This is a genomic window from Blastomonas sp. AAP25, from assembly GCF_001295965.1.
Lineage (GTDB): Bacteria > Pseudomonadota > Alphaproteobacteria > Sphingomonadales > Sphingomonadaceae > Blastomonas > Blastomonas fulva.
Window position 1 is genome coordinate 141,490 of the sequence record NZ_LJHP01000001.1, and the last position, 26,813, is coordinate 168,302.

At 64.4% G+C, this 26,813-nt stretch carries 30 protein-coding genes; 9 read left to right on the top strand and 21 right to left on the bottom strand.

What is annotated here, in order from left to right:
- Positions 1-92 precede the first annotated feature (92 nt).
- The 4 genes from IP68_RS00715 to IP68_RS00730 all read right to left on the bottom strand — a co-directional run bounded on the left by IP68_RS00715 (position 93) and on the right by IP68_RS00730 (position 2,864).
- Positions 93-407, bottom strand: coding sequence for an HPF/RaiA family ribosome-associated protein (locus tag IP68_RS00715; protein WP_054133037.1), 315 nt, complete (start codon positions 405-407; stop codon positions 93-95).
- Positions 408-413: 6 nt separating this feature from the next.
- Positions 414-644: a hypothetical protein gene (locus IP68_RS00720; RefSeq protein WP_054133038.1), complete on the bottom strand. Its 231-nt coding sequence runs from the start codon at positions 642-644 to the stop codon at positions 414-416.
- Between the two features lie 93 nt (positions 645-737).
- Positions 738-2,120, bottom strand: coding sequence for a 30S ribosomal protein S12 methylthiotransferase RimO (gene rimO / locus IP68_RS00725; RefSeq protein WP_054133039.1), 1,383 nt, complete (start codon positions 2,118-2,120; stop codon positions 738-740).
- A gap of 84 nt (positions 2,121-2,204) precedes the next feature.
- Positions 2,205-2,864, bottom strand: coding sequence for an MIP/aquaporin family protein (locus IP68_RS00730; RefSeq protein WP_054133040.1), 660 nt, complete (start codon positions 2,862-2,864; stop codon positions 2,205-2,207).
- Positions 2,865-2,995: 131 nt separating this feature from the next.
- Here IP68_RS00730 and IP68_RS00735 point away from each other — a divergent pair, with 131 nt between their 5' ends.
- Entirely contained in the window at positions 2,996-3,754 is a 759-nt protein-coding gene (locus IP68_RS00735; RefSeq protein WP_054133041.1) for a CHAP domain-containing protein, read from the top strand.
- Position 3,755: 1 nt separating this feature from the next.
- Here IP68_RS00735 and IP68_RS00740 read toward each other — a convergent pair whose 3' ends face one another.
- Together IP68_RS00740 and IP68_RS00745 are read right to left on the bottom strand one after the other, a co-directional pair.
- On the bottom strand, positions 3,756-4,076 hold the full coding sequence (locus tag IP68_RS00740; RefSeq protein ID WP_054133042.1) for a DUF3297 family protein: 321 nt from the start codon (positions 4,074-4,076) through the stop codon (positions 3,756-3,758).
- A 45-nt stretch (positions 4,077-4,121) separates the two neighbouring features.
- On the bottom strand, positions 4,122-4,958 hold the full coding sequence (locus IP68_RS00745) for a serine protease (protein ID WP_054133043.1): 837 nt from the start codon (positions 4,956-4,958) through the stop codon (positions 4,122-4,124).
- Positions 4,959-5,272: 314 nt separating this feature from the next.
- Here IP68_RS00745 and IP68_RS00750 point away from each other — a divergent pair, with 314 nt between their 5' ends.
- A complete protein-coding gene (locus IP68_RS00750; protein ID WP_054133044.1) occupies positions 5,273-6,118 on the top strand; it encodes an outer membrane protein in 846 nt (281 codons plus the stop codon).
- A gap of 79 nt (positions 6,119-6,197) precedes the next feature.
- Here IP68_RS00750 and IP68_RS00755 read toward each other — a convergent pair whose 3' ends face one another.
- The gene (locus IP68_RS00755; RefSeq protein ID WP_054133045.1) at positions 6,198-6,620 is read right to left on the bottom strand and encodes a DUF350 domain-containing protein; all 423 of its coding nucleotides are present in this window, start codon (positions 6,618-6,620) and stop codon (positions 6,198-6,200) included.
- A 78-nt stretch (positions 6,621-6,698) separates the two neighbouring features.
- On the opposite strand from IP68_RS00755, the gene IP68_RS00760 reads away from it, so the two are divergent.
- Entirely contained in the window at positions 6,699-7,565 is an 867-nt protein-coding gene (locus IP68_RS00760) for a RimK family alpha-L-glutamate ligase (RefSeq protein ID WP_054133046.1), read from the top strand.
- A gap of 48 nt (positions 7,566-7,613) precedes the next feature.
- The gene (locus IP68_RS00765) at positions 7,614-8,531 is read left to right on the top strand and encodes a tetratricopeptide repeat protein (RefSeq protein WP_231683590.1); all 918 of its coding nucleotides are present in this window, start codon (positions 7,614-7,616) and stop codon (positions 8,529-8,531) included.
- A 49-nt stretch (positions 8,532-8,580) separates the two neighbouring features.
- Here IP68_RS00765 and IP68_RS00770 read toward each other — a convergent pair whose 3' ends face one another.
- Complete coding sequence (locus IP68_RS00770) at positions 8,581-9,330, bottom strand: SIMPL domain-containing protein (protein ID WP_054133047.1); 750 nt, start codon at positions 9,328-9,330, stop codon at positions 8,581-8,583.
- Between the two features lie 128 nt (positions 9,331-9,458).
- Here IP68_RS00770 and IP68_RS00775 point away from each other — a divergent pair, with 128 nt between their 5' ends.
- Together IP68_RS00775 and IP68_RS00780 are read left to right on the top strand one after the other, a co-directional pair.
- Positions 9,459-9,878: a VOC family protein gene (locus tag IP68_RS00775; protein ID WP_054133048.1), complete on the top strand. Its 420-nt coding sequence runs from the start codon at positions 9,459-9,461 to the stop codon at positions 9,876-9,878.
- A gap of 73 nt (positions 9,879-9,951) precedes the next feature.
- Positions 9,952-10,401, top strand: coding sequence for a hypothetical protein (locus tag IP68_RS00780; protein WP_117352580.1), 450 nt, complete (start codon positions 9,952-9,954; stop codon positions 10,399-10,401).
- An 18-nt stretch (positions 10,402-10,419) separates the two neighbouring features.
- Here IP68_RS00780 and IP68_RS00785 read toward each other — a convergent pair whose 3' ends face one another.
- From IP68_RS00785 to IP68_RS00815, 7 genes are all read right to left on the bottom strand, one after another.
- Positions 10,420-11,199 carry a polyphosphate kinase 2 family protein gene (locus IP68_RS00785; RefSeq protein WP_054133050.1) on the bottom strand — a complete coding sequence of 260 codons (780 nt, stop codon included), beginning with the start codon at positions 11,197-11,199 and terminating at the stop codon, positions 10,420-10,422.
- Complete coding sequence (locus IP68_RS00790; protein WP_156317883.1) at positions 11,196-12,170, bottom strand: hypothetical protein; 975 nt, start codon at positions 12,168-12,170, stop codon at positions 11,196-11,198. Before IP68_RS00790 ends, IP68_RS00785 begins: the two co-directional genes overlap by 4 nt.
- Before the next feature lie 112 nt (positions 12,171-12,282).
- Positions 12,283-12,663 (bottom strand): type II toxin-antitoxin system VapC family toxin, encoded by a 381-nt coding sequence (locus IP68_RS00795; RefSeq protein WP_054133052.1) that lies wholly within the window; start codon positions 12,661-12,663, stop codon positions 12,283-12,285.
- 15 nt (positions 12,664-12,678) lie between these two features.
- Positions 12,679-13,029 carry a hypothetical protein gene (locus IP68_RS00800; RefSeq protein ID WP_054133053.1) on the bottom strand — a complete coding sequence of 117 codons (351 nt, stop codon included), beginning with the start codon at positions 13,027-13,029 and terminating at the stop codon, positions 12,679-12,681.
- 61 nt (positions 13,030-13,090) lie between these two features.
- The gene (gene aspS, locus IP68_RS00805) at positions 13,091-14,869 is read right to left on the bottom strand and encodes an aspartate--tRNA ligase (RefSeq protein WP_054133054.1); all 1,779 of its coding nucleotides are present in this window, start codon (positions 14,867-14,869) and stop codon (positions 13,091-13,093) included.
- A gap of 148 nt (positions 14,870-15,017) precedes the next feature.
- Complete coding sequence (locus IP68_RS00810) at positions 15,018-16,526, bottom strand: FAD-binding oxidoreductase (RefSeq protein ID WP_054133055.1); 1,509 nt, start codon at positions 16,524-16,526, stop codon at positions 15,018-15,020.
- Positions 16,526-16,855, bottom strand: a complete 330-nt coding sequence (locus IP68_RS00815; protein WP_156317884.1) for a hypothetical protein — start codon at positions 16,853-16,855, stop codon at positions 16,526-16,528. Before IP68_RS00815 ends, IP68_RS00810 begins: the two co-directional genes overlap by 1 nt.
- A gap of 151 nt (positions 16,856-17,006) precedes the next feature.
- Here IP68_RS00815 and rnd point away from each other — a divergent pair, with 151 nt between their 5' ends.
- Positions 17,007-18,236 (top strand): ribonuclease D, encoded by a 1,230-nt coding sequence (gene rnd / locus IP68_RS00820; protein ID WP_054133236.1) that lies wholly within the window; start codon positions 17,007-17,009, stop codon positions 18,234-18,236.
- The gene (locus tag IP68_RS00825) at positions 18,233-19,153 is read left to right on the top strand and encodes a hydrogen peroxide-inducible genes activator (protein WP_054133057.1); all 921 of its coding nucleotides are present in this window, start codon (positions 18,233-18,235) and stop codon (positions 19,151-19,153) included. Before rnd ends, IP68_RS00825 begins: the two co-directional genes overlap by 4 nt.
- Positions 19,154-19,305: 152 nt before the next feature.
- Here the strand turns inward: IP68_RS00825 and pgsA are convergent, their stop codons facing one another.
- Positions 19,306-19,857 (bottom strand): CDP-diacylglycerol--glycerol-3-phosphate 3-phosphatidyltransferase, encoded by a 552-nt coding sequence (gene pgsA, locus IP68_RS00830; protein ID WP_054133058.1) that lies wholly within the window; start codon positions 19,855-19,857, stop codon positions 19,306-19,308.
- Between the two features lie 161 nt (positions 19,858-20,018).
- On the opposite strand from pgsA, the gene IP68_RS00835 reads away from it, so the two are divergent.
- Positions 20,019-21,344: an MFS transporter gene (locus tag IP68_RS00835; RefSeq protein WP_054133059.1), complete on the top strand. Its 1,326-nt coding sequence runs from the start codon at positions 20,019-20,021 to the stop codon at positions 21,342-21,344.
- Between the two features lie 14 nt (positions 21,345-21,358).
- On the opposite strand, the gene IP68_RS00840 is transcribed toward IP68_RS00835, so the two are convergent.
- The 5 genes from IP68_RS00840 to IP68_RS00860 all read right to left on the bottom strand — a co-directional run bounded on the left by IP68_RS00840 (position 21,359) and on the right by IP68_RS00860 (position 26,810).
- Positions 21,359-21,709 carry a DUF2794 domain-containing protein gene (locus IP68_RS00840; protein ID WP_054133060.1) on the bottom strand — a complete coding sequence of 117 codons (351 nt, stop codon included), beginning with the start codon at positions 21,707-21,709 and terminating at the stop codon, positions 21,359-21,361.
- 27 nt (positions 21,710-21,736) lie between these two features.
- Complete coding sequence (epsC, locus tag IP68_RS00845) at positions 21,737-22,465, bottom strand: serine O-acetyltransferase EpsC (protein ID WP_054133061.1); 729 nt, start codon at positions 22,463-22,465, stop codon at positions 21,737-21,739.
- A 71-nt stretch (positions 22,466-22,536) separates the two neighbouring features.
- Positions 22,537-24,030, bottom strand: coding sequence for a Ppx/GppA family phosphatase (locus tag IP68_RS00850; protein ID WP_054133062.1), 1,494 nt, complete (start codon positions 24,028-24,030; stop codon positions 22,537-22,539).
- A gap of 10 nt (positions 24,031-24,040) precedes the next feature.
- Entirely contained in the window at positions 24,041-26,209 is a 2,169-nt protein-coding gene (locus IP68_RS00855) for an RNA degradosome polyphosphate kinase (RefSeq protein WP_054133063.1), read from the bottom strand.
- Complete coding sequence (locus IP68_RS00860) at positions 26,184-26,810, bottom strand: DnaA ATPase domain-containing protein (RefSeq protein WP_054133064.1); 627 nt, start codon at positions 26,808-26,810, stop codon at positions 26,184-26,186. The genes IP68_RS00855 and IP68_RS00860 overlap by 26 nt, the downstream gene beginning before the upstream one ends.
- Positions 26,811-26,813: the final 3 nt, after the last annotated feature.

Below are 26,813 nucleotides of genomic sequence, written 5' to 3' on the forward strand. Positions count from 1 at the left end.
ATCCAGCAAAAAGGGCGCTGCCCTTGCCGGGACAGCACCCTTCATCGCCATCATCTTTTGAATTTGTCCAACTTCAGACCGCCCAAGAGCCCTCAGTGGGTCCTGAGCTTGCCGAAATGGCTTTCTAGCAGCGCCTGCATCTTGTCCGATGCATCACGCACCGCAGTTTCAGTCTGCCCTGCATTGCCCTTCACTGTCACCGGTTTGCCGCCCTCAGGGCGCGCTTCCAGGGTGCACACGATGTCATCGCTGCCACCGCGCGGGCCGTTGACATCGGCAAGGTGGATTTCGACCCGGCTGAGCCTGCTGGCGAACCGGTTGAGCCGCGATGTCACGATCTCCTCCGCCTGCGCGGCCAGGTCCTCGTCACCGGTGATACGGTTGTCGGTATTGAACTGGATCAGCATCTGGGCTCACCTTACCTTTCTGGAACGCTCGAGAACGGGGCGATGCCCTTCGGCATCCAGCGCGCCCATCGGCGGGTTGTGGGCGCCGAGTTCGGCGATGCGCCCCTCTCCAGCGGTGTCGGTCTGGTGCTGCAGATATTCGGCGTTTTCTGCCGAATCGCCTTGCTGCTTGAGGTCTAGGGCCTTTTCCGACAATTCGGACTGGCCCGGCGGGGCTTTTTCGGTTTTCTTGCTCATGCCGCATTTACGCGCGGCAAGCCGCAGAAGTTCCTGCAAAACCTCTGTCAACCAAGCGGTTAGGCTATGGACCGTGGCGTTCCGGCGCGGTGCTCAGGCGCCTGGTGCGATCACCCCGTAGAGGTCGTGCTCGTCGGCATCCTCGACCAGCACATCGACGAAAGACCCGGGCGCAAGGCCCTCTGGCACGTCGCGCAGATAGACATGGCCGTCGATCTCGGGCGCATCGGCCTGCGAACGCCCAGTGGCCCCGACCGAGCCGTCTTCCTCGTCAGGCTCGCCGACTTCGTCGATGATCACGGGCAGCGTGCGGCCGACCTTGGCGGCAAGCTTTGCGGCGCTGATCGCGGCGGTCTTTTCCATCAGCCGCTGGTAACGCTCTTCCTTGACCTCTTCGGGCACCGGATCGGGCAGGTCATTGGCGGCAGCGCCCTCCACCGGCTCGAAGCGGAAGCCGCCGACGCGGTCGAGTTGCGCTTCGTCCAGCCAGTCGAGCAGATACTGGAAGTCTGCCTCGGTCTCGCCAGGAAAGCCGACAACGAACGACGAGCGGATGGTGATATCGGGCGCGATGGTGCGCCACGCCTTGATCCGGTCGAGCACCTTGGCCTCGTTCGCCGGGCGCTTCATCCGCTTGAGAACCGCAGGGGCTGCGTGCTGGAACGGGATATCAAGATAGGGGGTGAGCAGCCCCTCGGCCATCAGCGGGATGACATGGTCGACATGCGGGTACGGGTAGACATAATGCAGCCTCACCCAGGGCGCCTTGCCCTCGGGGGTCCGCAGGCCGCCGAGCTCGCGCGCAAGATCGGTCATGTGCGCACGCACCGGACGCCCCTTCCAGTCGCGCGGTTCGTGCCGGGTATCGACGCCATAGGCCGAGGTGTCCTGGCTGATCACCAGCAGCTCGCGGGTTCCTGCCGCGACCAGCTTTTCCGCCTCGCGCAGCACCGCATCGATTCGGCGGCTGACGAGGTCGCCGCGCAAGGACGGGATAATGCAGAACGAGCAGCGGTGGTTGCAGCCTTCGGAAATCTTCAGATAGCTGTAATGTCGCGGGGTCAGCTTGATGCCGCCTTCGGGAACCAGATCGATGAAAGCGCCGCGCGCAGGCGGAGCGGCATCGTGGACGGCCTGGACGACATCCTCATACTGATGCGCGCCGGTGACCGCGAGCACATCGGGGAAGCGCGCGCGGATGACATCGGCCTCGTTGCCCATGCAGCCGGTGACGATGACGCGGCCGTTCTCGGCCATCGCCTCGCCGATTGCCTCGAGGCTCTCCTCCTTGGCGCTGTCAAGAAAGCCGCAGGTGTTGACCAGCACCACGTCGGCGCCCGCGTAATCGGCGGACATCTGATAGCCCTCGGCACGCAGCTTGGTGAGGATGCGTTCGGAATCGACCAGCGCCTTGGGGCAGCCAAGCGAGACCATGCCGACTTTCGGCGGGGCGGGAATAGTGATGGGGGTGGTCATGATGGCTGCGGCAGATAGGCGTTTGGCGGCGATTTGTCATCGGAGAAGTGCAGCACCGCCGCCGGTACCCGCACAGCTGCGGTTTCAGTCCTCGACGAACAGCACGCGCCCGACCGCCCATGCCGCGATTGCGCCGGCAAACTGCATGACGACGAACATCGGCACATCGGCAGGGGCAATGCCTGCAAAGCTGTTCGACAGCGACCGTGCCACCGCAATCGCGGGGTTGGCAAAGCTGGTCGAGCTGGTGAACCAATAGCCTGCCACGATATACAGCGCGACAGCGGCTGGCACGTTGTCCGGCCGGTATCGCACACTCCCCAGGATCGTCAGCAACAGGCCGAAGGTCGCGACGAACTCGCCGGTCCAGTTGCCGATCCCGGCGCGCGTTTTGAGAGACATCTGCAGGATCGGCAGATCGAACATCAGATGGGTCACGAAGATGCCGATGATCCCGCCGGTCAACTGCATGACGACGAACGCCAGCGCCTCGCGCGTGCCGATCTCTCCGCGCAGCCGCATCACCAATGTCACCGCCGGGTTGAAGTGCGCGCCTGAAACCGGGCCGAAAATGGTGATCAGCACATACAGAATCGCGCCGGTGGCCAGCGTGTTGCCGAGCAGCGCGATGGCGACATTGCCCCCGGACAGCGCCTCGGCCATGATCCCGGATCCGACGACACAAGCAAACAACAGCCCGGACCCGAGCCCTTCCGCAATGAGCCTGCGCCCCTGTCGCCCCATGGTCACTCCTCTCGAATCGCTGCGCAGCGATAGGGGCAACGCTGGAGCGATTGCCCCTCGGCTGCAAGCGCGAAGCGCTGCGAAGATCATGCTAAACTTTTTCTGAACCTTTCTGCCCCAGACTTGGCACGATGTTCCTGCGCCCCGGATTCTTGCCCGTTCTGGCCTGTGCTGCTGCCCTGACCATCGCCTCCCCGCAATCGGAGGCGCAGGAGCCGCTGCTGCAATGCGTGCCCTATGCGCGGCAGGTGAGCGGAATCCAGATCTATGGCGACGCGCACAGCTGGTGGCAGCAGGCCGACGGTCGCTATGCCAAGGGACAGCGCCCCGCGCCCGGCGCGGTGATGGCGTTCAAGCCGCATCGCGCGATGCAGCTGGGCCATGTCGCGGCGGTGAGCAAGGTCATCGATTCGCGCCGCGTGTTGCTCGATCACGCCAACTGGTCGCCGATCAACGGCCGCAAGGGCCAGATCGAGCGCGACGTTCTGGCCGAGGACGTGTCTGCCGCGAACGACTGGAGCGAAGTGAGGGTGTGGTACACGCCGATCGGCGGGCTGGGCACGACGCGATATCCGGTGCATGGGTTCATCTATCCGCAGGGCCGCGCGCCCCGGCAGCTGCAGACGCCGCCGGTGCAGATCGCCTCGAACGCTGAAGCAACCCGCGAACTTTCGCGCGACGAGCGCAAGGCGCAACGCAAGGCCGAGCGGCTTGCCGAAAAGGAAGCGCGCAAGAAGCTCAAGCAGATCGAAAAGCAGCGCCGAGACTATGCGCGCTATCTCAAGCAGCAGGACAAGGCCCGGCGCGAAACCGTGCGCATGTCACCGCCGCCGCTTCCCGCTCCGCAGGCCGATCCGATCGGCGACCTGATCGACCGGATCGGCGGCTAGCTCAGCCTGCCTTGGCGACCGGAGCGTCGTCGCCCAGATCCTTGTACCAGGCTTCCACCGGGCCGCTCAGTTTGAGCGTCAGCGGCTGTCCCTTGCGGTCCATGGTCTTGCCGGCCTGGACGCGAATCCAGCCTTCGGAGATCGAGTATTCCTCGACATTGTTCTTCTCGACGCCCTTGAAGCGGATGCCGATGCCGCGCGCGAGCAGATCGCCGTCGAAATGCGGGCTGCGTGGGCTGATCGCCAGACGATCGGGCGGCACATCGCCGCTGGCCGCTGCTGCGGGGGTGGTCTGTTCGGCGGTTTCGGGCGTCTCGGTCATCGCGTGTGTCCAGTCATCATGGGCTTTGCGCGCCCATAGCCAGCCCTAGCGCACATCGCAATAGACCTGCCGGATGATCCCCTGGTCGAGGAGGACGCGGAACAGCGATGCGGCGCTGGCGGGGGTCGAAAGATTGGTGATTTGGCCCCGGTCGTCCACCGCGGCGCTCGCCTGCACCAGCCGCCCGATCGCCACAGGATCGGTGGTGAGCACCCGGCCACGGCGCGGCGTGGATGCGGCGTTGACCCCGACCACCCTGCCCTGTTCGTCAAAGGTCGGCCCGCCGCTGATCCCGCCCAGCGCACCATCGGTCGGAGGCAAGCGGTCGCCTTCGGCCCAGGCGAGGATCGGTTCGGCAACTCCGCCAGGGCCACCGCGTTGCGCAAAGGTCTGGCCGATATAGCGCGACACAACGACCGAAGGTTCGCCTGCCGGAAACCCCATATGATAGCCCAGCGCACCCTCTTCGGGCAGATCCTCGGTCAGCGCCAGAGCGAAGCGCGCCTGCGGACCCTGGCGTATCACCGAGACATCGGCCTCGGCGCTTTCGAGGACATCGACCAGCGGATCGATCGCTCCATCGGAGACCATCCCCAACCGGTCGCACCCGTGCGTGACATGCTGCGCGGTCAGCCAGGTCCCGTCGCGATCCACCGCAAAGGCCGTGCCCTGGCTGTCCTGCTGCGGGCCGGGATCGGCAATGACGAAACTCTCGCCGATCTCTGGCATTGGGCGGCGCGGGTTGCGCGGATCAAATTGCTCGACCACCAGCGCGCCGTCCTGCCACTGCGGATCATCACCGCTGAACCAGACCCACAGCAACACGCCCCCCAACAGCCAGGGCAGGCAGCCGCGGCGATTGCTGGTGCGCTTGCTGCTCATGAACACTCCGGATTGTGGGAACCAATGGCGGCGTCGCGCATACTCCCAAGGCTAGTGGTTGGGCCACCGGAATCAAGTGCGACGGGACGCTTGCTGGCTCGAAGTCATGTCCAGAGATTCTCATGTCTTCGATGATGACCCAAATGAACAGATGATAACGGTGTTATTAATCAGCCATTCATGTCATCATTTGTGACAAAATGAGACTGTGACAAATCGGCAACGCGTTATCCACATTATCAAATTACTTGGAACCGGGATCACATCTGTTGGTTTGGCAAGCGTCTGAATTAAAAACGCAAGGACGCGAACATATGACTACCCCCATCAAGTTTTCCGCAGTTTCTGCCATCGCCATTGCGATGCTGGCAACCCCTGCCTTCGCCCAGACCGTCAAGGAAGATACCGATTTCGACGGCGTCTATGTCGGCGGCCATTTTGGTTATTCGGCGCAGTCGAGCGATCGCCGTGAGGGCGTGGTGTTCGACACCAACGTCGATGGCGATTTCGGTGACGGAGTGTTTACCACCTCGGGCGCCAACGCATTCGCACCTGGCTTCTGCAAGGGCGCGGCTCAGGCCAACAACGCGGCTGGCGGCTGCCGTCAGGACCAGAACGGCATCGAGTATGGCGTTCGCATCGGTGCCGACAAGCGTTTTGGCAACTTCGTGCTCGGCGCACTGGTCGAAGGCAGCCGTTCGGAAGCCAAGGACTTCACCACCGCATTCAGCAGCACGCCTGCCAACTACACCTTCACGCGTGAACTCGATTACGCCGTGTCTGCCCGTGCCCGCGCAGGCTACACCCCCGGCGGCGGCATCCTGTTCTATGCAACCGGCGGCGCGAGCTATGGTCGCATCGAAAACAGCTTCCAGACCTCGAATGGCGCCAACTCCTTCACGCCGCGCAACGGCAAGGATTGGGCATGGGGCTGGCAGGCCGGTGGCGGCGTCGAAGCCAAGATCGCTCCGAACATGAGCATTGGTCTGGAATATCTCTACAACACCTACACCAACGACGATTACGTCGTGAACGTCGGTCCGGGCACCGCGCCTGCGACCAACCCGTTTCTGCTGGTGTCGGGCCAGACCGACATGCGTCGCAGCGATCCGAACTTCGATTTCCACTCGGTCCGCGTCACCACCGCATTCCGTTTCTAATCAGCGGACGATCCTCGCGGATGTGAATTTGCGATGATCCGAAACCTGGCGGGGCGCCCAACGGCGCTCCGCCATTTTTTTATCCGGCCACCGCTGCTGCGTTGAGGCAGGCCAATGCGATCTTGGTCATCGCCAGAAAGGTCGCCGCAGCCACTTCGTTCTCCTCGATCCGTTTCGACAGGTTTCCGATCAGCAGATCGACCGCGCGAAAGGCGATGAGCTGGAGGATCAGCGTGACGCTGCCCCAGATCAGCACGTCCCAGACGTTCACCGAGGCAGCCAGGCAGAACGCCAGCGGCAGCGCGAGGCCGATCGCCGCGCCGCCAAAGGACACGGCCGCCGCCATATTGCCTTCGCGGATCAGTGCGAATTCGCGATGCGGGGTGATCCAGACATACAGCGCCAGCGCCGCGGCCCAGGCCAGCGTCGCCGATCCCAGATGCAGCATGAAGATGGGCAGCCCGGCAAACAGGCTCTGGATTACGGGGGCAGGATCGGTCATGGCGCGAACTGTTGACCCGAAACCGCCGGGCGATCAAGCCTCAACGCCTTGCCCCTGCCAAACTGACCGAGTGCCTCCATGTCCATCTGCATCCTGATCCCCGATGATGCCGACCTCAGCCGTTATGATGACTGGCGCGATCAGGCACGGCAGATAGAGCCTTTGTTGGCGCGCCACGGCATGTCCGTCGAATGGCGCGCCTGGACCGATCCGCGGCCGCTGGCGCATGATCTGGTACTCCCGCTGATGGCGTGGGGCTATCACCGCGATCTGCCACGCTGGCATGCGCAGCTCGACAGATGGCACGGCATACGCTTTCTGAATTCGATCGAGATACTGCGCTGGAATACCGACAAGCGCTATCTGCTCGAACTCGCTCGCAAGGGCGTCGCGATCGTTCCGACCCGGTTCCATGAGGCGCTGGACGAAGCCGCGCTGGCCGAGGCGCGCAGCCATTTCGCGACCGGCGAGATCGTCATCAAGCCGCCGGTGTCGGCAGGATCTGACCATACCTGGCTGCTGCGCGACGGCGCGCCCTGTCCTGCGGAGGCGCTGGGCCGCACGATGCTAGTGCAGCCGATGATGCCGTGCATCGCCAGCGAAGGCGAGCTGTCGCTGTTCTACCTGGCGGGAACCCTTGCGCATGCCATCGTCAAGCGCCCCGCCAACGGCGATTTTCGCGTACAGGGGCAGTTCGGCGGGATTTCAACCGCGATCGATCCCCCGGCGGCGGCTCAAACCTTGGCCGCGCAGACCATCGCGGCGGTCGATGGCGATGTGCTCTACGCCCGCGTCGACATGGTCGGCGATGGGCATGGAGGCTATGTGCTGATGGAAATCGAGCTCATTGAACCCTGGCTGTCGCTCGATCGGACCGCCGATGGCGGCGAGGCCTTTGCCGCAGCGATCGCGGCGGCCTGCGCCGCCCCGGCCAGCCACGGTTAAGGTCCGCACCGCCATGCGCGGCTCCGACCTCCAACAGGATACGGCTCCATGACCCTGCCCCTCATTTCTGCACTGATGCTGCTTGCAGCCGCGCAAACCGCATCCGGCGAAGGCGTCGTCCCGCCAGGCGGGCAACCGGCACAGCCCGAGCAGCCGGCACAGCCCGTCGCGGCAGGACAATCCGGCGAGGCGCCCGCGCAGACTGCGGGACCCGCAGCTCCGGCGTTCGTGGCGCCGCTCAACGACGAGGCCCGGTTCGAGGCGTGCATGGACATGGCCACCGACGATCCGGCGAGCGGAATCGTCGCGGCGAATGAATGGCTGATCGGCGGGGGCGGCTATTTCGCGCGGCACTGCCTGGGCTTTGCCTATGCCAAGGACGGGCGCTGGGGGGCCGCTGCCGACGCGTTCGTCTCCGCCGCACGCGATGCGGAGCGCGCGCGCGACAATCGCGCTGCCAATCTGTGGACGCAAGCCGGCAACGCGGCGCTTGCCTCTGGTGACGCAGCGATCGCGCTTACTTATTTCGATGCCGCGATGGCGCGAGGAGTCAGCGAAGGACTCTTGCTCGGCGAACTGCATCTCGACCGCGCCCGCGCCCTGGTGGTGGCGGGCAAGGCCGAGGAAGCCGAAGCCGCTTTTGCCGAGGCGCACCGGCTGGTGCCCGAAGATCCGCTCGCCTGGTTGCTGTCGGCGACGCTGGCGCGCAGACAGGGCAAGCTCGACCGTGCGCAGGCCGATATCGACATCGCCGCGCGCCTCGCCCCGCGCGATCCCGAAGTGGCGCTGGAGGCTGGCAACATCGCTGCGAGCGCGGGCAAATACGACATCGCCCGGCGCAACTGGACGCAGGCGATCGATATCCGCCCCGACGGCCCGATCGCCAAGACCGCGCGCAACCATCTGACCCAACTCGACGAGGCGGAAACTGGGGCCAAGGGCGCCGAGCCAGCCAAGGCGCAGTAAGGACCAGTCACCTCCCCTCCCGCAAGCGGGAGGGGAGAGATTGCCCCAATCAATCCAGGTAGAAGTCCACCGTAGTGACCACGCGGACCTTCTTGTAGGGCGTATCGCTCACGCCCCAGCCGCCGCCGGTGTCGCCATCGCGCGATTCGACCGAGAAATAGCCCTGGGTCGCGCTCTTGATCCCGCCCACGCCGGTGCCGCTGTCCTGAGCGAACTGTTCGGCAGAGGCCCGCGCATCCTTGGTCGCTTCGGCCACCATCTTGGGCTTGATGTCGTTGAGCTTGGTGAAGCTGTAGGCCATGCCCGAACCTTCCTCGAGCACCACGCCACGCTTGATCAGGTCGAACTGCCGCTTGACCGCCGCCTGTGCCTTCTTGATGTCGTTGGTCCGCAGCGAAAGGCGCTGGCGGATGGTGTAGGTGGTGGTGCCGTAGTTGTTCTGGAACTGCGAGACGTTCGCGCCGGTCGGTTGCAGCGCATCGCCATCAAAACCCAGATCGGTGAAGAAACCGCGCAGCGCCTTGGTGTCGGCATCGATATCGTCCTGCGCTGCAGCCAGATTGTCCGCCTGCGCCGAATAGGCGATGGTCCAGGTGGCAAGGTCTGCGGTCACATCCTTTTCGGCAAGCCCGCGCACCGTGACCGAGCGATCGGCCTGCTTGGCGCGGAGCAGTCCATCGCCCAGCAGATAGCCGCCTGCGACCATTCCCAGTGCAAGGATGCCGGCCCCCGCCAGCAGCACGTTGTTCGCCACCCAGCCGCGTTTGCCCGCGCCGTCCGATTCCCCGCCCTCAACCATTCCCATTGTCCTTTCAATGCCACACGCACCGCCTATATTCGGCAGGTAACCCACCTGACGGCACGACCCATCGATTAGCGTTGCTGCGATGAACCGTGTCTTAACTGCGATGAATTGAGTAGAGTATAATGACGAAATATCTGCACACCATGATCCGAGTCACTGATCCGGAGGCCACCGTCCGGTTTTTCGAGCTGATCGGCCTGAAAGAAACCAAGCGGTTCGACAGCGAGCAGGGCCGGTTCACGCTGATCTTTCTCGCGGCGCCTGGGCAGGAAGGCGTGGCCGAGGTCGAGTTGACCCATAACTGGGACCCGGAGGTGTACACCGGCGGGCGCAATTTCGGGCATCTGGCCTATCGCGTCGAGAACATCTACGAAACCTGCCAGCGGCTGATGGACGCAGGTGTGACGATCAACCGCCCTCCGCGCGATGGCCATATGGCCTTCGTTCGCAGCCCCGACGGCATTTCGGTCGAACTGCTGCAGGAAGGGCATCTGCCGCCTGCCGAACCCTGGGCCTCGATGCCCAACACCGGTGCGTGGTAACGGTCTGGCAACGATGCTGGATCGAGTGTAAACTGACGCCCGGAGTCAGGGGGCGAATGAAAGGATGACGGACGTGCGTACACTTCCAGTTGCACTCGCTCTGGCGGCTATCATCGGCTCGGCGCCGCTGCTCGCTGCTGACAGCCGCCAGGACGAACTGCGCGAGAACACGCTCGCTGCTATCGCCGGGCTGGATGAGCGTGGCCAGAAGATCGCGCGAAATTATCTCAAAGATCGCGTCGCAGGCAAGCCGGTCAGCTGCGTTCCGCGCATGCGGCTCCGCCGCTCGGCGGCTGCCAGCGATGATGTGCTGATGTACGACGACGGCGCGGTCGTTTATGTCAACACGCCGTATCTTGGCTGTCCGCGCGCGCGGGACAATGTGCTGATATCGGTTTCGCCCAGCGCGCAGATGTGCTCGGGCGACATCATCCAAGTGGCCGATGTTCAGGTCGGAATCCCGCTGGCCAGTTGCACGCTCAACCAGTTCGTCCCGTTCCGCAAACCGAAGACAGGCGGCTGACCCGCATACCGCGGGCGCTCAGCCCTTATAGCCGAACGCGTCCCTCGCCATGGCGACCAGCACAGGATCGGCGTCTGGCAGGTCCTTCGGCACGCTGGCATCCAGCCGGTCGGCCAGATAGGTCAAAGCGGCGATGCGCGCGGCTTTCTTGTTGTTTCCGTCGAACACCGCCCAGGGTGCCCAGCGCGTGTCAGTCTGCTTGAACATGGCGTGGATTGCCGCGAGATACTCATCGCGCTTGGCGCGGTTGCGAAAGTCTTCCTGCGTCACCTTCCAGCGCTTTTCGGGAACCGACAGGCGGTCGGCGAGCCGTTTGTCCTGGGTCGCCTGGGTGACATGCAGAAACATCTTGATGACCGTGGTGCCGCCATCGACCTGCTGCGCCTCGAACTCGTTGATCTCGTCATAGCCGCGCTTCCAGTCGCGCTCGCTGCAGAAGCCCTCGACCCGTTCGACCAGTACGCGGCCGTACCAGGACCGGTCGAACACGCACACCTCGCGGCTGCCGGGCAGCTTCTGCCAGAACCGCCACAGGAAGTGTCTGTCACGCTCATAGGGTGTCGGTGCGCTGATCGGCCAGACCTGGAAGTAACGCGGATCCCATTCGGCGGTCATCCGCTTGATGATGCCGCCCTTGCCCGCCGCATCCCAACCTTCCAGAACGATGATCGCGCGGCGGCCGTGGACGATGTGCCGGGCGTGTGCGTGCGACAGCCGCTCCTGCAGCTTCTTGAGCACTTCGGCATAATCACCGTCGTACGATGCGCCCTTTTCGTAATCGGAAAGCTGGATGCTCATGGACGGCTCCCTGAAAGTCTGTCTTCGCGCGTAGCGTAATCGGCTTCGGCGGCGCGGCGCGCGCTGATCCGGTCGAAGGCGGCGACAATCGCGCGCTCGCGCGGCAGCAATGTCTGCGCCTGGCGGTAGCGCACCAGCGCTTCATCCAGATCGCCGCGCTGCTCGGCGCACAGCGCCAGGTTGAATACGACCGAGCTTTGCCCGGGCACTTCGCCATCCAGCGCCTGCCAGATATCGCATGCACCCTGGGGGTTGCGTGCGGTGGCCTTGAGCGCATCGCGGAAACGGTTGGACTGGTCCTTGTCGAGCCCCTTGCGCACCTCGAGCACGCGGATGGCATCGCTGCGATAAACCGGCGCGATGTCCAGCCGGACCTCGGCTACGGCGTTGCCGATCAGCGCCGATACGGTGTCCTCGACGCTGCGCGTCGCAGCGCGATCGGGGCACCAGACGATCTGGTCGCGCTCCTGCAACTGACGCTGATAGACGATTGCGCCATCGTCGACCCGCGCCATGCGCAGCGACGGGTTGAATGTGACGATGCGGCGCTGGCATCGGATCTTCTGGCTTTCCTCGCGCACGCACTTGTCGTTGTCGTCGCGCTCGACGCAGACCTTTCGGTCCTCCTCTACCGGCTGGTTCTGCACCGCGGCATTGGCGATTCCCGACAGGATCGCCTCGGCAGGCGCACTCGATCGCTCGGCCACCACGCGGAAATAGGGTTGGCCGTAGATCGCGTGCTCGGCCAGCATGCCTTCCAGCGCAAACGACAGTTCACGCCCGTCCCTGCCACCGAAGCGTTCCACCACCAGCGATCCGACCCCGGCCGCCGCCGGCGAGCGCGCAGGGTACAGCCCTTCCACCGTGAGCGTTTCGGCCGAGGCGGGCACGGCGGCAAATCCGCTCGCCAGCGCCATTGCTGCAGCCAATGCCCGCGCCGTGACCCCGCGTGCATAGTTACCCCGTTTCACGACACCCCCCATCGCTCGCCATTCCCACTCATGGATCGATTCCGCTGAAATGTAACATGTTTCTGGGCCAAGTCATGGCCCAATGCTGTGCGCTTCATCACCGCCTTCTGTGTCAGGCAGGGATGCAGCGGACGCCATAGTCCGGAAATTTCGCATCGTCGGTGATGACAACCGCACGCTCGGCAAGGGCCTGAGCGATGATCAGATGATCGAATGGGTCGCGATGATGCAATGGCATGGCTTTGAGCACGCGAAGATGCGCAGGTTTCAGATCAACCATCGCGATGCCCTGATCGAGCAGCGCCTCCATGATGGCAGCACCGCTGTCATCCATCTTGCCGACCCGGTGTTTGACCGAGATCTCCCACGGCGTTGCCAGGCTGACGAGCACCTGGTTGGCCGAATCGGCGATTAACGCGCGCGCGGGTGCACCCAGTCTGGGATTGTCCTGCAGCCACCAAAGCAGAATATGGGTGTCGAGCATCAGACGCATCGTCGCGAGCCTTGTCTAGTCGGCAGGCCAGAACTCGTCGTCGTCCTTGCCTTCCATGGCATCGATCAGCCATTGCGGGGTTTCACAGAAATCATCCGTCATCCCGATCTGCCCCCGCAGCGCGCCGGGCTGCCGGGGCTTTTTCAGCGGCACGAATTCGCTCACCGGGGGCAGCGAGGGCGCGGCAACGAAGGTCTGCGGCATTTCACGCACTCCGGCTGGCGGCGCCCCGGCAGGAGCATTGCCCGAAGCGACGCCCTGCAGATACGCCTTGACCATGGCCGACAGAGACGTACCCAGTTCGGCGGCGCGGATTCGCGCCAGCCGATGGGTCTCGTCATCCAGAGCGATGGTCACATTCTTCATGACCAGCGCAGTATCACAGTTTCACAGTTTTCTCAACCTGCGCCCGTGTGACAGAGTGTCATCAGCCCTTGGGCGTCTCTGCCACCCGGATGTTGAGCTCGCGCAACTGCTTGAGGCTGACCGGCGACGGTGCGCCCATCATCAGGTCCTCGGCCTTCTGGTTCATCGGGAACAGCACGACCTCACGGATGTTGGGCTCGTCGGCGAGCAGCATCACCATGCGATCGACACCCGGTGCCGAGCCACCATGCGGCGGCGCGCCGAACTTGAACGCGTTGATCATTCCCGAGAAGTTCTTCTCGACCTCTTCCTTGCTGTAGCCGGCGATCTCGAACGCCTTGTACATGATGTCGGGACGGTGGTTCCGGATTGCGCCCGAGGACAGTTCGACGCCGTTGCAGACGATGTCGTACTGCCAGGCGAGGATATCGAGCGGGTCCATCGTCTCCAGCGCTTCCATCTCACCCTGCGGCATCGAGAACGGGTTGTGGCTGAAGTCGATCTTCTTGGCGTCCTCGTCATATTCGAACATCGGGAAGTCGACGATCCAGCAGAACTTGAACACGCCCTGCTCGATCAGGTTCAGCTGCTCGCCCACGCGCGTGCGCGCCGCGCCTGCGAGCTTCGCCGCCTGAAGCTCCTTGCCCGCCGCGAAGAACACGCCATCATTGGGGCCGAGGCCGAGCTCTGCGATCAGCTTGGCGGTGCCTTCCTCGCCATGGTTCTTGGCGATCGGGCCGCCGGCGACACCGTCGCGGATGTTGATGTAGCCAAGGCCAGCATGGCCTTCGCCGCGCGCCCAGTCATTCATGTCGTCGAAGAACTTGCGGCTCATCGCGCCGGCGCCGGGAGCGGGGATTGCGCGCACCTTGCCGCCCGAGCTCACGATCTTGTCGAACAGGCCAAAGCCCGATCCCTTGAAGTGGTCGGTCACATCGCTGATCACCAGCGGGTTGCGCAAGTCGGGCTTGTCCGATCCGTATTTGAGCATGGATTCGCGATAGGGGATGCGCGGGAATGCGCCTTCGGTGACGGCCTTGCCGTTGGCGAACTCGCGGAACACGCCTCCGAGCACGGGCTCCAGCGCCGCGAACACATCGTCCTGCGTCACGAAGCTCATCTCGAGGTCGAGCTGGTAGAATTCGCCCGGACTGCGGTCGGCACGCGCGTCTTCGTCGCGAAAGCACGGCGCGATCTGGAAATAGCGGTCGAAGCCCGCGACCATCAGCAGCTGCTTGAACATCTGCGGTGCCTGGGGCAGCGCGTAGAACTTGCCGGGGTGGACGCGGCTGGGGACCAGATAATCGCGCGCGCCTTCGGGCGAAGACGCGGTGAGAATCGGGGTCTGGAACTCGGTAAAGCCCTGGTCGACCATCCGCTTGCGCAAGCTGGCGATGACCTGCGAGCGCAGCATGATGTTGCGGTGCAGGCGTTCGCGGCGCAGATCGAGGAAGCGATAGCGCAGGCGAATATCCTCAGGGTACTCCTGCTCACCCGCGACCGGCATCGGCAGCTCTTCGGCAGCCGACTGGACGATCACCTCGCCTGCGCGCACCTCGATCTCGCCGGTCGGCAGGCCGGCGTTCACCGTCTCGGCCGAGCGCGCGACAACCGTACCGGTCACCGTGACGACGCTCTCCACGCGCAGCCGCTCAAGCGCGGCGAACGCGGGGCTGTCGGAATCGGTGACGATCTGGGTCAGGCCGTAATGGTCGCGCAGGTCGATGAAGAGCAGATTGCCATGGTCGCGCTTGCGATGGACCCAGCCCGAAAGGCGGACCTGCTGGCCAACATCGGATGCGCGAAGCGCGGTGCAACTGTGGGTGCGATATGCGTGCATGGAAAACCGTCAATCCTGATCGAGACAAGAGGTGCCAGGGCCCTGCACGGTGCAAGGCAGGCCGATGGTGCGGCTAACACCGCGCCACCGCCATTTTGTCAAGCTTTGTGCGCCCGCCCCACACCCCTTTGCCACGCGCTGCCCCGTTTCAGATCAGCCCCAGATGCGTCAGGCAATCGCTGCCGAACACGGCAAGATCGCCGGGATCGGGCATCATCCGGCGTTGCGCGGCCCTGAACCGGTGGTAATCCGCGCCATAATCATGCGCCACCCGCGCCGCATCCAGGTCGTTGGTCTTGCCCCAGTGCCGCGTGAAGCGGATGCCCAGCGCATCGAGCCTGGCGACGACCGCGCGATAGCTGCGGTGGCTGACATCGCTGCGGGGCCCGTCGAAATCGATGACGACATTCTCGTCGAACCGTGCGGGCGCGAGCAGGCCCGCCGCGCGCTTCATGAAACGCAGCGTCACCACGGTGCCCCCACCCCCGCTCAGAAACGCCTCGATCAGCGGATCGAATGCCCGTTCGAGGTCCGCGCGCGCCATGGTCACCGATCCGTTGAACAGATTGGCGATCGGGTTGTGCGGCTCGGTAGTGTTACCCCAGGTCGCCACCGCTTCGGGATCGTCGACATCGCGCTGGACGGCATAGCCTGCGCGCATCGCCAGTTGCAGGACATCGGCGCGGAACAGATCGAACCCCGCCATCGCCTTGCCGATCAGCGTCAGCGCGTCATAGCCTGCCCCTGCCAGCGGCCGTGGCGGTGGCGGAATCGCAGGGTCGAAGGCGCGGCGGTAGAGCAGTCGCAGCAACGCGTCCTTGTCGAAGGGGTCAAACGGATTGAGAATCACCTGTGCAAAGTACGGGTCCTCATCCAGCCCCGGCTCGCGCGAAAACCCGCGAAAATCGCCGTCGGCGAGCCGGGTGACGTGTTCACGCGTCAGCCGGGCGCGCTTCTGGATGTTGCGCACCATGTAGATAGGCTCGCATGCGATCACCATCGCGGTGACGAAGCCCATCGCGCCGACCGCGACGACGCACGCGGCAAACACATCATCGTCGCGCAGGATGGTGCTGCCGGTGTTGGCAACGAAGCCCGGAGTCATCAGCGGTTGCTGCGGCTCCACCCAGAAGATGCCCGAGGGCGTGACCACCTGCAGCGCGCGGATATGGTCCTGGATACCACCTGCGCTCAGCACGCTGCCATGCGTGCCGGTGGCCGCCGCACCCGCCAGCGTCTGGCCGTTGCTGGCGCCGCCGGTGACCAGCGACAGACCCATTTCCTCTGCGCTGTCGTTGACTTCGTCGACCGTGGCACCAGCCTGCACCAGCATCAGCCGCGATCCATCCACGCCCGACGCGACATCGTCGCTGTCCAGCCGGAAACAGCGGTTGATCCGGCGAGTCTCGACCAGCCAGCCGCCATCGACAATGCAGATCGGCGAAGGCGACCAGCCCGATCCGAGCGGGCGGACATGGATTTTGGCTGCACGCGCCTGCTGCAGCAGTGCCAGCACATCGCGCGCCACCTCGCGCAAGGCGTCGCGCCCGGATTCGGCGGTGCTGTTGGTGAGTTCGACCAGATCGGCAAGGTCGGCGGATTCGGTGCCGTGATAATTGGTCCAGCGCAGCGCGCCATGACGGTGCGGCGCGGGCATCAGGCCTCCTCCACCGGGCTGTTGCCCGCGAACATGCGGTAATCGATGTTCACCCGGCGGACGATGCCCAAGGTCACCACCGAAAGCAGGATCTGGCCGAAGTGCATCGAGAAGCGCATGTCGTTAATCCCGCGCCCGGCCGGATCGCTGATGCAGGCGCTGCGCCCGGCGCGGGTCGCGAACCCCCAGGCCAGTATTGTCAACACTTCGCGATCACCTCCCACCGGCCTTGAATTATCAAGAACCAGAAAGGCATCGCCACCTGCAGCCAGCATCTGCCCAATTAGCATCAAAATGAGAATAATTATGACCACATGATAGACCCACATGACTTGTCCCCCGCGCCCAACGAGGCACGCATTACATGATGGATGGATGGATGTTTGTTCCGATCGGCGTCAGGGACAACTATCCTTGCGCTGATTCATTATGGACCCGCTCGCAGTTTGCGACATTCTTCGCACGCTGTATAGGTTCAACATGCAGATTCACCCACTGATTACCGACACCGATTCCCTCGCGCGGCTATGCACGCGTCTGGCCCAATCCGACTTTGTCGCGGTTGATACCGAGTTCATGCGCGAGAACACCTATTGGCCTGAGCTGTGCCTGGTACAGATCGGCAATCTGGAAGAGGCTGCGGCCATCGATCCCAAGGCACCGGGAATCGATCTGAGCCCGCTGCTAGACCTGCTCACCGAGAATCCCGAGGTCCTCAAGGTCTTCCATGCAGGACCCCAGGACATCGAGATCATCTTCAACCTGACCGGCAAAACCCCCACCCCGCTGTTCGACACCCAGGTCGCCGCGATGGCGCTCGGCCAGGCCGAGCAGATAGGCTATGCCAATCTCGTCGAAAGCTGGCTGGGACTGACGGTCGACAAGGGTGCGCGCTTCACCGACTGGTCGCGCAGGCCGCTGGAGGCCCGCCAGATCGACTATGCCATCGGAGATGTCACGCATCTGGCCAAGATCTTCCCCAAGATGCTCGACAAATTGCGCCGCACCGGGCGCGGTGCGTGGCTGGATATCGAGATGGAAAAGCTTGGCGATCCGCGCCAGTACAAGCCCGATCCCGACACTTTGTGGCAGCGCATCCGTCCGCCGGGCCGCAGCGCGCAGATCCTCGGCCGCATGCGCGCGCTCGCCTGGTGGCGCGAGACCGAGGCGCAGGACAAGAACCTGCCGCGCGGGCGCATCATGAAGGACGAGACGCTTGCCGACATCGCGGCGCATCCGCCCTCGCACCAGTCCGATCTGGGCAAGGTGCGCGGCCTGTCCGCGGCGTGGCGCGAAAACGATATCGGCGCGCGGATGATGGATGCGCTGATCGCCGCGCGTCCGCTCAGCCCGGCGGAAATGCCGCCCAAGAGCCCGCGTGGCCCTGCACTGGGAAAGGAAGGCGCGCTCGTCGCTGACCTGCTCAAGCTGCTGCTCAAGATCCGATCGCGCGAGATCGATGTCGCCGCGCGGCTGCTCGCGCGCAGCGACGATCTGGAAGCGCTGGCGGCGGGTGTGCGCAAGAACCTGCCGATCCTGGAAGGCTGGCGGTTCGAACAGTTCGGCCGCGATGCGCTGGCGCTGGTCGAGGGTCGGATGGCGTTTGCCATCGCCGATGGCCGGATCAAGATGACGCGCACCGAACTTGCGGCAGAAGCCGAGCCGGATGCCGATGCCGCTGTCGCCGCTGCGCTTGCGGAGCAGCCATGACGTCATATCTGCCCACTCTCAAACAGCTGCAATATCTCGTCGCGCTGGAAGAGCATGGTCATTTCGGCAAGGCGGCAGACGCCTGTTACGTGACGCAGTCGACGCTGTCGGCGGGGCTGCGCGAGCTGGAAACGCTGCTGGGCGTGGTGCTGGTCGAACGGACCCGGCGGGTGGTGCGATTCACGCCGCTGGGCAACAAGGTCGTGGCCAAGGCGCACCGTATCCTGCGCGAGGCGGAAGAGCTCTCCGACCTCGTGCGCTCATCGGGCAAGCCGCTGTCGGGCGATCTGCGGATGAGCGTCATCCCCACTATTGCCCCGTTCCTGCTGCCCCGGCTGCTTCCCGGCCTGCGCCGCGAGCAGCCCGAGCTCAAGCTGTTCCTGCGCGAGGAGGTCAGCAGCGCCGCAGTCGAGTCTCTTCATCACGGCCAGGTCGATTGCGTTCTGCTTGCGCTCCCCTTTCCGGCGGGCGATGTCGAGCACGAAACCCTGTTCGTCGATCCGCTCTACGTAGCCTTCCCCAAGGATGACCCGCGCGACCCGCCCGAATTCGTGCGCCCCGAGCTCATCGACGAATCGCGGCTGCTGCTGCTCGAGGATGGCCACTGCCTGAAGGACCACGCGCTTGCCGCGTGCAACCGCCCCGAACTGCGCGCCAGTGCGATGATGTTCGGCACATCGCTGCACACGCTGGTGCAGATGGTCGACAACAAGCTGGGCCTCACATTGCTGCCGCAGATCGCGATCGATGCGGGGATATTGAACAACACCGATATCGTGGCGCGGCCGTTGCTGGCGGATCACGCCTCGCGCGACATTGCGATCATCTGGCGCCGCAACAGCCCCCGCGCCGAGGAGTTCCGGATGCTGGCGGACATCCTGCGCCGTGGCCATGCCGAAGGGAAGTGCGCGGGGTAGGCACCATTTTCTCCCCTACCGCTTGCGGGAGGGGTGTCTGAGCCGAAGGCGAGGACGGGGTGGGCCTGCGCCACAACCAATTGTGCTCCCAGCCCACCCCGGTTCAGCAAGCTGAACCTGCCCCTCCCGCAAGCGGTAGGGGAGAATTTGGGCTAATCCATGTGCTTCAGGCCGACCCGCAGATAATCCCAGCCGGTGACCAATGTCAGGATCGCGGCGGTCCACAATGCGGCGATTCCCAGCTGCTGCATCCACAGATGCTCGGGAAAGCCGCCGGCAAAGATCAGGGTGCCAAGCGCGAGCAGCTGCAGCGTGGTCTTCCATTTGGCCAGCTGCGACACCGGCATCGAGACCTGCAGCCCCGCCAGAAACTCGCGCAGGCCCGATACGGTGATCTCGCGCAGCAGGATGATCAGCGCGGCGATGACGTGCAGCCCGTCGATATCGTTGTTGGCGCACAGGATCAGGATGACCGCCGCCACCATGATCTTGTCGGCAATCGGATCGAGGAAAATGCCCAGCCGCGATACCGCCCCCTGGGCGCGTGCCAGATAGCCGTCGAAATAATCGGTGATGCCCATCAGGCAATACACGACAAAGCCCAGCAGATAGCCGGTCGCCCATTCAGGCCACCACAACAGGGCGGCCAGCAGAGGCACGGTCACGATGCGCGAGAGGGTCAATATGTTGGGCAGTGTCAGCATAGGGTGCGAGCCTCTTAACGGCATTTGTACAGGATGGAAATGGCTTGACCGGCCCGGCATCCATCCCGATACCCCGGCCACGACCTGCCGCTGCCCGGCCACCCGCATCGGGATGGAGCGCAGCGCAAGGTCGGCGGGTTAATCGCAGAGGAATTGACGGCATGGCATCCGCTGGCGCGCTTTTGAACAAGAGGCGCTTTCTCCCCCTGTTCGTGACCCAGCTGCTCGGGGCATTCAACGACAATCTGTACAAGAACGCGATGGTGCTGTTCGTCGTCTACAGCGTGTACAACGACGAAACCGCCGAAACCTGGTTCAGCGCGATCGCCACAGCGGTGTTCATCCTGCCGTTCTTCCTGCTCTCGGCGCTCGCCGGGCAGCTGGCCGATACGCGGGACAAGGCCGCCATCATCCGCATCGTCAAATTCTGCGAAATCATCATCATGCTGGTCGGCGGCACGGGGCTGTACATGGCCTGGGCCGGCATGGCCGTGCACAGCATCGCCATCCCGCTGATGATGCTGGCGCTGTTCGCGATGGGGATCCACTCGACCTTTTTCGGCCCGATCAAATACGCCATCCTGCCGCAGCACCTCAACGATGACGAGGTTCTGGGCGGCACCGGGCTGGTGGAAGCGGGCACCTATATCGCCATCCTGCTGGGTACCATCCTGGCAGGCTGGATCCCGGTCGAGGTCGCCGGCATCGCGGTCGTGATAACCGCGATGATCGGCTACATGACCGGGCGACAGGTGCCCCCTGCCCCGGCCATGATCGAACGCACCAAGCTCGACTACAACTTCATCCGCGCCTCGGTCGCGCTGATCAAGGCAACGATGAAGGTGCGCCGGGTGTTCCTGGCCATCGTCGCGATCAGCTTCTTCTGGACCATCGGCGCGGTACTGTTCATCCAGTTCCCGCCGCTGGCCAAGAACGTGCTGACCGCGAGCAAGGAGGTCGCCAGCCTGTTCCTGGTGGTGTTCTCGATCGGTGTGGCGATCGGATCGGTTGCGATCAACGCGCTGCTCAAGGGCACCGTTTCGGCGCGCTATTCGCCCGTGTCGGTGATTGTGATGGGGCTGTTCGTGGTCGCCTTCTTCTTCGTCTGCCGCCAGTGGGTGCCCGACACCGCCGGATCGCTGTTCACCGTGGGCGAGTTCATCCGGCACTCCATGGCCATTCCGCTGCTGCTCTCGCTTCTGGGGATCGCGGTGGCAGGCGGCATGTTCGTCGTCCCGCTGTACGCGTTCCTGACCACCACGGTGCACAAGAGCGAGGCTGCACGCACCATCGCGGCCAACAACATCGTCAATTCGGGCGCGATGGTGATCGGCTCGCTGATCGCCATCGGGCTCAGCCTGGCCGGGTTGCAGGTGATTTATCAGCTGCTGCTCAGCGCGGCGATGTGCGTGGTCGCGGCCTGGCTGGGGCATCTGCTGCACCAGGCGAGCCTCGAGCCGCATGGCGACCACGAACTGGACGGTTGAGCGAGAGGCGCGCGCTATTCGACGACGCGCACCAGCTTGCGCTCGAGCGGGGCAAGCACGCCCGACAGCTCGTGCCCGCGCTTGAGCACCGCACCGCCTTCGCCGACCAGCGCCCACATGCCCTGCTTGCGGCGCAGCGCAGGACGCTTTTCGATGCGGAATTCGGGCCGTTCGGTGGCCCTGCGAAAGCATGAGAAGATCGCCGCATCGCGGCCCAGTTCGATCGCGTAATCGCGCCACATGCCGGCCGCGACCATGCGTCCGTACAGATCGAGAATGCGGTTGAGTTCCTGCCGGTCAAAGCCGGTCTGGTTCGCCGTTCCGCCGGTCAGCGGAAACAGGGAGACATTGCCGCCCGGGTTCAAGCTGCGACCTCGGTGTTACGGCTCATGTCAGGCTGCGGTCCCGCTATCGCGATCGGGCCCCTTGAGCTCGGCGCCGCGGACGGCCTTGCGGGCCTCGTCGCGTTCTTCCATCAGCTGGCGGATCCGCTCCTGCATCTGCAGAATCTCGCACTGCAGCAATTCCAGCTTCTGCGTGGACGGGTCGAAGGTCTGGCTGCACGGCGTGCCGTACTGCACGAAGCCGCGCTGCTTTTCCGCCGCATCGACCGGCGTGGGGCGCGCCGGAATGCCGACCATTACCGACCCGGGGGCGACATCGCGGGTGACGACGGCGTTCGCACCGATGCGCGCACCCTTGCCGACGGTAAGCGGGCCAAGGATCGCCGCGCCCAGGCTGACGATCACGTCATCCTCGATGGTCGGGTGGCGCTTGCCGCCCACGCCATCGGTGGGGTTGCGCCCGCCCAGCGTCGCGCCCTGATAGATGGTCACATTGTCGCCGATCACCGCGGTCTCGCCGATCACGACAAAGCCGTGGTCGACAAACAGGAAGCGACCGATCTGCGCGCCGGGATGGATGTCGATCGCGGTGAGAAAGCGCGAGATGTGGTTGACCAGCCGCGCGAGGAAATAGAGCTCGCCGGTGAACAGCCAGTGCGCGACCCGGTGCAGGCCCAGCGCCAGCACGCCAGGGTACAGCAGAATCTCCCACCGGGATCGGGGGGCGGGATCGCGCGCGCGGATGGAATCCAGATATTCGCTCAATGCGCTGAACATGCGCCGTTCCTTCGCCTGTGGTAGCTGCCTAAATAGAGGATGGTGGGTCAATTTACCAGACCCCGGCCCAATCAACTCAGGCTAAGTCCTGCCCGAAGGCCCATGAACTGCGCCAGACGCCGTAGCCGCCGCTCGACGACCTCGCCGTACAACGCCCGGTCCGCGGGATCGAGCACAAGGTGCAACGCGTCACCAACCCGCTGCAGATGGCTGCGCTTGAGGACATCGTGCGTGCCCGCACCCAACCGCTGCGCCAGGCGCATCGCCAGTCCCCAACCGATCGCACGTTCCAGCATCTCGGGCGTGGCGACGTGGAAATCGAGCGGGAACGGGCGCGGACCTCCGCCAAAATTGGTATAAAGTGCCTGGCCGATCATTGAGCGTCCGACCACATCGATCCCCACCCAGTTGCCGTGCAGCGCGATCTCGAGCCCACGTTCGGCGCGGAAATCGGGGCTTGCCTGCCACGCAACATCAGAAAGATGGCACGCCGCCTTGAGCCAGCGCTGCCAGTGCGGCGGGTCCTCGGGGAATATCCGCGAAATCCAGTCGAACAGCGGCTGCGAATCCTCGCCGAAGCGCGACTGGAGCTGGCCGTAGCGGTCCGCCGCCACCAGCAGCGGATCGCGCTGGCGCACGTCGTCGTCCATCCGTGCGTAGAGCAATCCTTCGCGCAGGCCATAGGACGACACGATCAATTCGCTGGGGCTGATATGATCGCGCATCAGCCGCAGGAGCGCGATCGCATCGGGCAATGTCTCGATGCGCGAGGGCGCGAGGCCCGTCGCCTGGCGCACCGCGTCGCGATCCATGGCGCGAAACCCGGTGAGCACCGCTTCGGGCCGCGCGATATCGATCCGATACTCGTTGAGCACCCGCAGCGGATAGGCGGTAAGGTGCATGTCCAACCGGGCAAAGGCACGCCATGACCCGCCCACCAGATAGAAGGGCTTGCCCGGATGCTCGCGCAGCCACGCATAGGGTGCGACCATCTTGCGGAAGGCCGAGGCCAGCGTCATGCCATCGCCCTGCCGCACCGCCGCGGCGCGCAGCACGCCCAGCGGCAGCGTCGCGGTTTCGACCACCGTGCCGCTGCTGACCCGTGCAAGGTCGAGGCTGCCGCCCCCCAGATCCCCCACGATGCCGTCGGCGTGCGGGATCGCCGAGAGCACGCCGAGCCCGGAGATCCGAGCCTCGTCATCGCCCGACAGGATGATGATATCCAGCCCCAATGCCCGCGCCTTTCGCGTGAACTCGTCGCCATTGCTGGCATCGCGCACTGCCGCGGTCGCGACGCACACGGTCTCGTCGACATCCATTTCGCGCGCGACGATGCGGAACCTCTCGAGCGCCTCGATCGCGCGCTTCATCGCGGCGGCATCGATCGTGCCGGTGTCCGCCAGCGACCGACCCAGCCCCGCCATCACCTTCTCGTTGAAGATGAGCGCCGGGTTGCGGCGCGGCCCCGAATAGACGACCAGACGCACCGAGTTCGAACCGATATCGATGATCGCCGTGCGATAGAGATGCGCCGGCTGGTTCTGTTTGCGGATGAAAAAATCCATAAGGGTCCGGTCAATCCTCGCGTGGGGCGCGGCGATGGAGGCTGAGCTTGGGCACCGCATCGCTGTTCTTGAGCGCAGTGCCGCGTCCGGACAGCGACGGGTTTGTCATGAAATAGCGGTGCAGGTTGAACGGCTTGTCGTCGGGACGGATGCGGATGTAGCGGCCATCGCCGTCCAGCTCCCAGCTTTGTTCGTTGTCCAGCAGATTGGCGACCATCACCTGTTCGAGCACCTGATCGTGCACCGTCGGGTTCTGGATCGGCAGCATGTATTCCACCCGCCGGTCGAAATTGCGCGGCATCCAGTCGGCCGAACTGATGAACACCTTGGCCCGGTCGTTGGGCAGCGCATCGCCGTTGCCGAACGCCCAGATGCGACTGTGCTCAAGGAAGCGCCCGACCACCGACTTGACGCGGATGTTGTCGGAGAGGCCCGCAACGCCCGGGCGCAGGCAGCAGATACCGCGGATGACCAATTCGATCTGCACGCCCGCGCTGCTCGCGGCATAAAGCTTCTCGATCATCGCCGGATCGACCAGCGAGTTCATCTTGGCCCAGATCGCGCCTTTACGCCCGGCGCGTGCCTCTTCCATTTCATGATCGATCAGCGCGATCAGGTCGCGGCGCATGTCGCGCGGCGACATCGAGAGCAGTTCGAGCTGCTCGGGCTCGACATAGCCGGTGATGTAGTTGAACAATTGCGCCGCATCGCGGCTGGCGCGGGGATCGGCGGTGAAGAAGCTGAGATCCGTGTAGATCCGCGCGGTGACCGGATGGTAGTTGCCGGTGCCAAAGTGGCAATAGGTGCGGAAGCCGTCGGGCTCGCGGCGCACCACCATCGAGATCTTGGCGTGGGTCTTCCACTCGATAAAGCCATAGACCACCTGCACCCCGGCCCGCTCGAGCGCGCTCGCCCAGAGCAGGTTCTGCTCCTCGTCGAAGCGCGCCTTGAGCTCGACCACCGCGGTGACAGACTTGCCGGCCTCTGCCGCCGCGATCAGCGCGTTGATGATCGCGGACTGCTTGCCGGCGCGGTACAGCGTCTGCTTGATCGCCACGACATCTGGGTCTTGCGCTGCCTGTTTGAGGAACGCGATGACCACCTCGAAGCTCTCGTACGGGTGGTGGACGACGATGTCCTTGCTTCTGATCGCTGCAAAGCAATCGCCGTTATGTTCTCGGATTCGTTCAGGAAATCGCGGCGTGAAGGCGGGGAACTTGAGATCGGGCCGGTCCTCTTCGACCAATGCGGCGAGATCGCCGATCCCCAGGAAGCCATCGTCGGACGACTTGTTGCCGCCCTCCTGCAGCAGATTGTCATCCAGCAGCTCGGCCAGCCCCTTGTCCATCAGGCGCGATGTTTCCAGCCGGATCACCTGCCCGCGCTTGCGCCGTTTCAGCGCATTGCGGAAGTACAGCACCAGATCCTCGGCCTCTTCCTCGACCTCGATATCGCTGTCGCGGATGATGCGGAACAGGCCCGATCCGCGCACATCATAGCCGGGGAAAAGCTTGTCGGCAAAGGCGACGACGATCTTTTCGAGCGCGACATGCCAGCCCTTGTCGCCCGCGATCCGCACGAAGCGCGGCATGGTGGCGGGCAGCATCACGAGCTCGCGCACCGTCTTGCCGTCCGACCGGCGCTTGAGGTCGAATATCAGGCTCAGTCCCTTGTTGGGGATGAACGGAAACGGATGCGCCGGATCGAGCGCCTGCGGGGTGAGCACCGGGAAGATCTGGGTGACGAAATGCTCGCGCAGCCATGCCTTGTTGACGTCGTCGAGATCATCGACATCGGCCTCGACCACGCCATTGGTCGCCAGTTCGGCGCGCAGATCGCTCCATACCTGTTGCTGAGCGGCATTGAGCCTGTCGACCGCGCGCTCGATTTCGACCAGCTGCTGCGCAGGCGTGCGGCCGTCGGCGGAGCGCTCCTCGACATGCTCTGCCACCTGCCCCACGAGCCCAGCCACGCGCACCATGAAGAACTCGTCGAGATTGTTTCCCGAGATCGACAGGAAGCGGAGCCGCTCGAGCAGGGGGTGGCGCGGATTGCACGCCTCTTCCAGCACCCGGTCGTTGAACGCCAGCCAGCTGAGTTCGCGGTTGAAATAGCGGCGGGCCGATTCGGCAGGATCTGCCGGGCCAGATTGTTCAGTCTGTGTCGGATGAGCCGCCATCGGTTCCTGCCAAGTTTGCCAGTGCGTCGCGCACCAGTCTTTGGCCGATTGGGCGCTGCATTGCCAGCGCCATCTCGTCGATCATGTGCGCCAGCCGGCAGATGGCCGGATAGGATCGCTCGACCCTGAGCGCGGCATAAGCGGCCAGCGCATCGGGCAGCGCAAGCCCTGCCCGCGCCAGCAGTTTCTGCAGCAGCAGCGCGGTCATTTCCTCGTCGGGTGGCGGAATTTCGACCAGCAGCGATGCGCCCAGCCGCGACAGCAGGTCGGGCAGCCGGATGCCCCACTGCGCGGGCGGGAGGGACGCGGCGAACAGCACCGGCGCGCCCTGGGTCTGCGCACGGTTCCAGGCGTGGAACAGCGTCTCGTCGCTTTCGCCATCGGCATTGTCGATGAAGCAGCCGCCCGATCCTGTGACGAACGCGCGGCCGATGGTGGTCTTGCCCGATCCGGGCGGGCCGATCAGCACCGCCGCACCAAAGGGTAGCCGCGTCCAGTCGAACAGCCGGTCGATCGCCGCACGATTCGATTCGGTGACCAGAAAATCGCTGTCGCCATCCGGTCCGGCTGCCGCAAAGGGCAGTACGAACTGGCCCGTCATCGC

What these genes read in the sequence shown, in the direction of transcription:
- IP68_RS00715 (WP_054133037.1), bottom strand. Translation starts at nt 407, where the DNA reads ATGCTGATCCAGTTCAATACCGACAACCGTATCACCGGTGACGAGGAC.
- IP68_RS00720 (WP_054133038.1), bottom strand. Translation starts at nt 644, where the DNA reads ATGAGCAAGAAAACCGAAAAAGCCCCGCCGGGCCAGTCCGAATTGTCG.
- rimO (WP_054133039.1), bottom strand. Translation starts at nt 2,120, where the DNA reads ATGACCACCCCCATCACTATTCCCGCCCCGCCGAAAGTCGGCATGGTC.
- IP68_RS00730 (WP_054133040.1), bottom strand. Translation starts at nt 2,864, where the DNA reads ATGGGGCGACAGGGGCGCAGGCTCATTGCGGAAGGGCTCGGGTCCGGG.
- IP68_RS00735 (WP_054133041.1), top strand. Translation starts at nt 2,996, where the DNA reads ATGTTCCTGCGCCCCGGATTCTTGCCCGTTCTGGCCTGTGCTGCTGCC.
- IP68_RS00740 (WP_054133042.1), bottom strand. Translation starts at nt 4,076, where the DNA reads ATGACCGAGACGCCCGAAACCGCCGAACAGACCACCCCCGCAGCAGCG.
- IP68_RS00745 (WP_054133043.1), bottom strand. Translation starts at nt 4,958, where the DNA reads ATGAGCAGCAAGCGCACCAGCAATCGCCGCGGCTGCCTGCCCTGGCTG.
- IP68_RS00750 (WP_054133044.1), top strand. Translation starts at nt 5,273, where the DNA reads ATGACTACCCCCATCAAGTTTTCCGCAGTTTCTGCCATCGCCATTGCG.
- IP68_RS00755 (WP_054133045.1), bottom strand. Translation starts at nt 6,620, where the DNA reads ATGACCGATCCTGCCCCCGTAATCCAGAGCCTGTTTGCCGGGCTGCCC.
- IP68_RS00760 (WP_054133046.1), top strand. Translation starts at nt 6,699, where the DNA reads ATGTCCATCTGCATCCTGATCCCCGATGATGCCGACCTCAGCCGTTAT.
- IP68_RS00765 (WP_231683590.1), top strand. Translation starts at nt 7,614, where the DNA reads ATGACCCTGCCCCTCATTTCTGCACTGATGCTGCTTGCAGCCGCGCAA.
- IP68_RS00770 (WP_054133047.1), bottom strand. Translation starts at nt 9,330, where the DNA reads ATGGTTGAGGGCGGGGAATCGGACGGCGCGGGCAAACGCGGCTGGGTG.
- IP68_RS00775 (WP_054133048.1), top strand. Translation starts at nt 9,459, where the DNA reads ATGACGAAATATCTGCACACCATGATCCGAGTCACTGATCCGGAGGCC.
- IP68_RS00785 (WP_054133050.1), bottom strand. Translation starts at nt 11,199, where the DNA reads ATGAGCATCCAGCTTTCCGATTACGAAAAGGGCGCATCGTACGACGGT.
- IP68_RS00795 (WP_054133052.1), bottom strand. Translation starts at nt 12,663, where the DNA reads ATGCGTCTGATGCTCGACACCCATATTCTGCTTTGGTGGCTGCAGGAC.
- IP68_RS00800 (WP_054133053.1), bottom strand. Translation starts at nt 13,029, where the DNA reads ATGAAGAATGTGACCATCGCTCTGGATGACGAGACCCATCGGCTGGCG.
- aspS (WP_054133054.1), bottom strand. Translation starts at nt 14,869, where the DNA reads ATGCACGCATATCGCACCCACAGTTGCACCGCGCTTCGCGCATCCGAT.
- IP68_RS00810 (WP_054133055.1), bottom strand. Translation starts at nt 16,526, where the DNA reads ATGCCCGCGCCGCACCGTCATGGCGCGCTGCGCTGGACCAATTATCAC.
- IP68_RS00815 (WP_156317884.1), bottom strand. Translation starts at nt 16,855, where the DNA reads ATGTGGGTCTATCATGTGGTCATAATTATTCTCATTTTGATGCTAATT.
- rnd (WP_054133236.1), top strand. Translation starts at nt 17,007, where the DNA reads ATGCAGATTCACCCACTGATTACCGACACCGATTCCCTCGCGCGGCTA.
- IP68_RS00825 (WP_054133057.1), top strand. Translation starts at nt 18,233, where the DNA reads ATGACGTCATATCTGCCCACTCTCAAACAGCTGCAATATCTCGTCGCG.
- pgsA (WP_054133058.1), bottom strand. Translation starts at nt 19,857, where the DNA reads ATGCTGACACTGCCCAACATATTGACCCTCTCGCGCATCGTGACCGTG.
- IP68_RS00835 (WP_054133059.1), top strand. Translation starts at nt 20,019, where the DNA reads ATGGCATCCGCTGGCGCGCTTTTGAACAAGAGGCGCTTTCTCCCCCTG.
- epsC (WP_054133061.1), bottom strand. Translation starts at nt 22,465, where the DNA reads ATGTTCAGCGCATTGAGCGAATATCTGGATTCCATCCGCGCGCGCGAT.
- IP68_RS00850 (WP_054133062.1), bottom strand. Translation starts at nt 24,030, where the DNA reads ATGGATTTTTTCATCCGCAAACAGAACCAGCCGGCGCATCTCTATCGC.
- IP68_RS00855 (WP_054133063.1), bottom strand. Translation starts at nt 26,209, where the DNA reads ATGGCGGCTCATCCGACACAGACTGAACAATCTGGCCCGGCAGATCCT.
- IP68_RS00860 (WP_054133064.1), bottom strand. Translation starts at nt 26,810, where the DNA reads ATGACGGGCCAGTTCGTACTGCCCTTTGCGGCAGCCGGACCGGATGGC.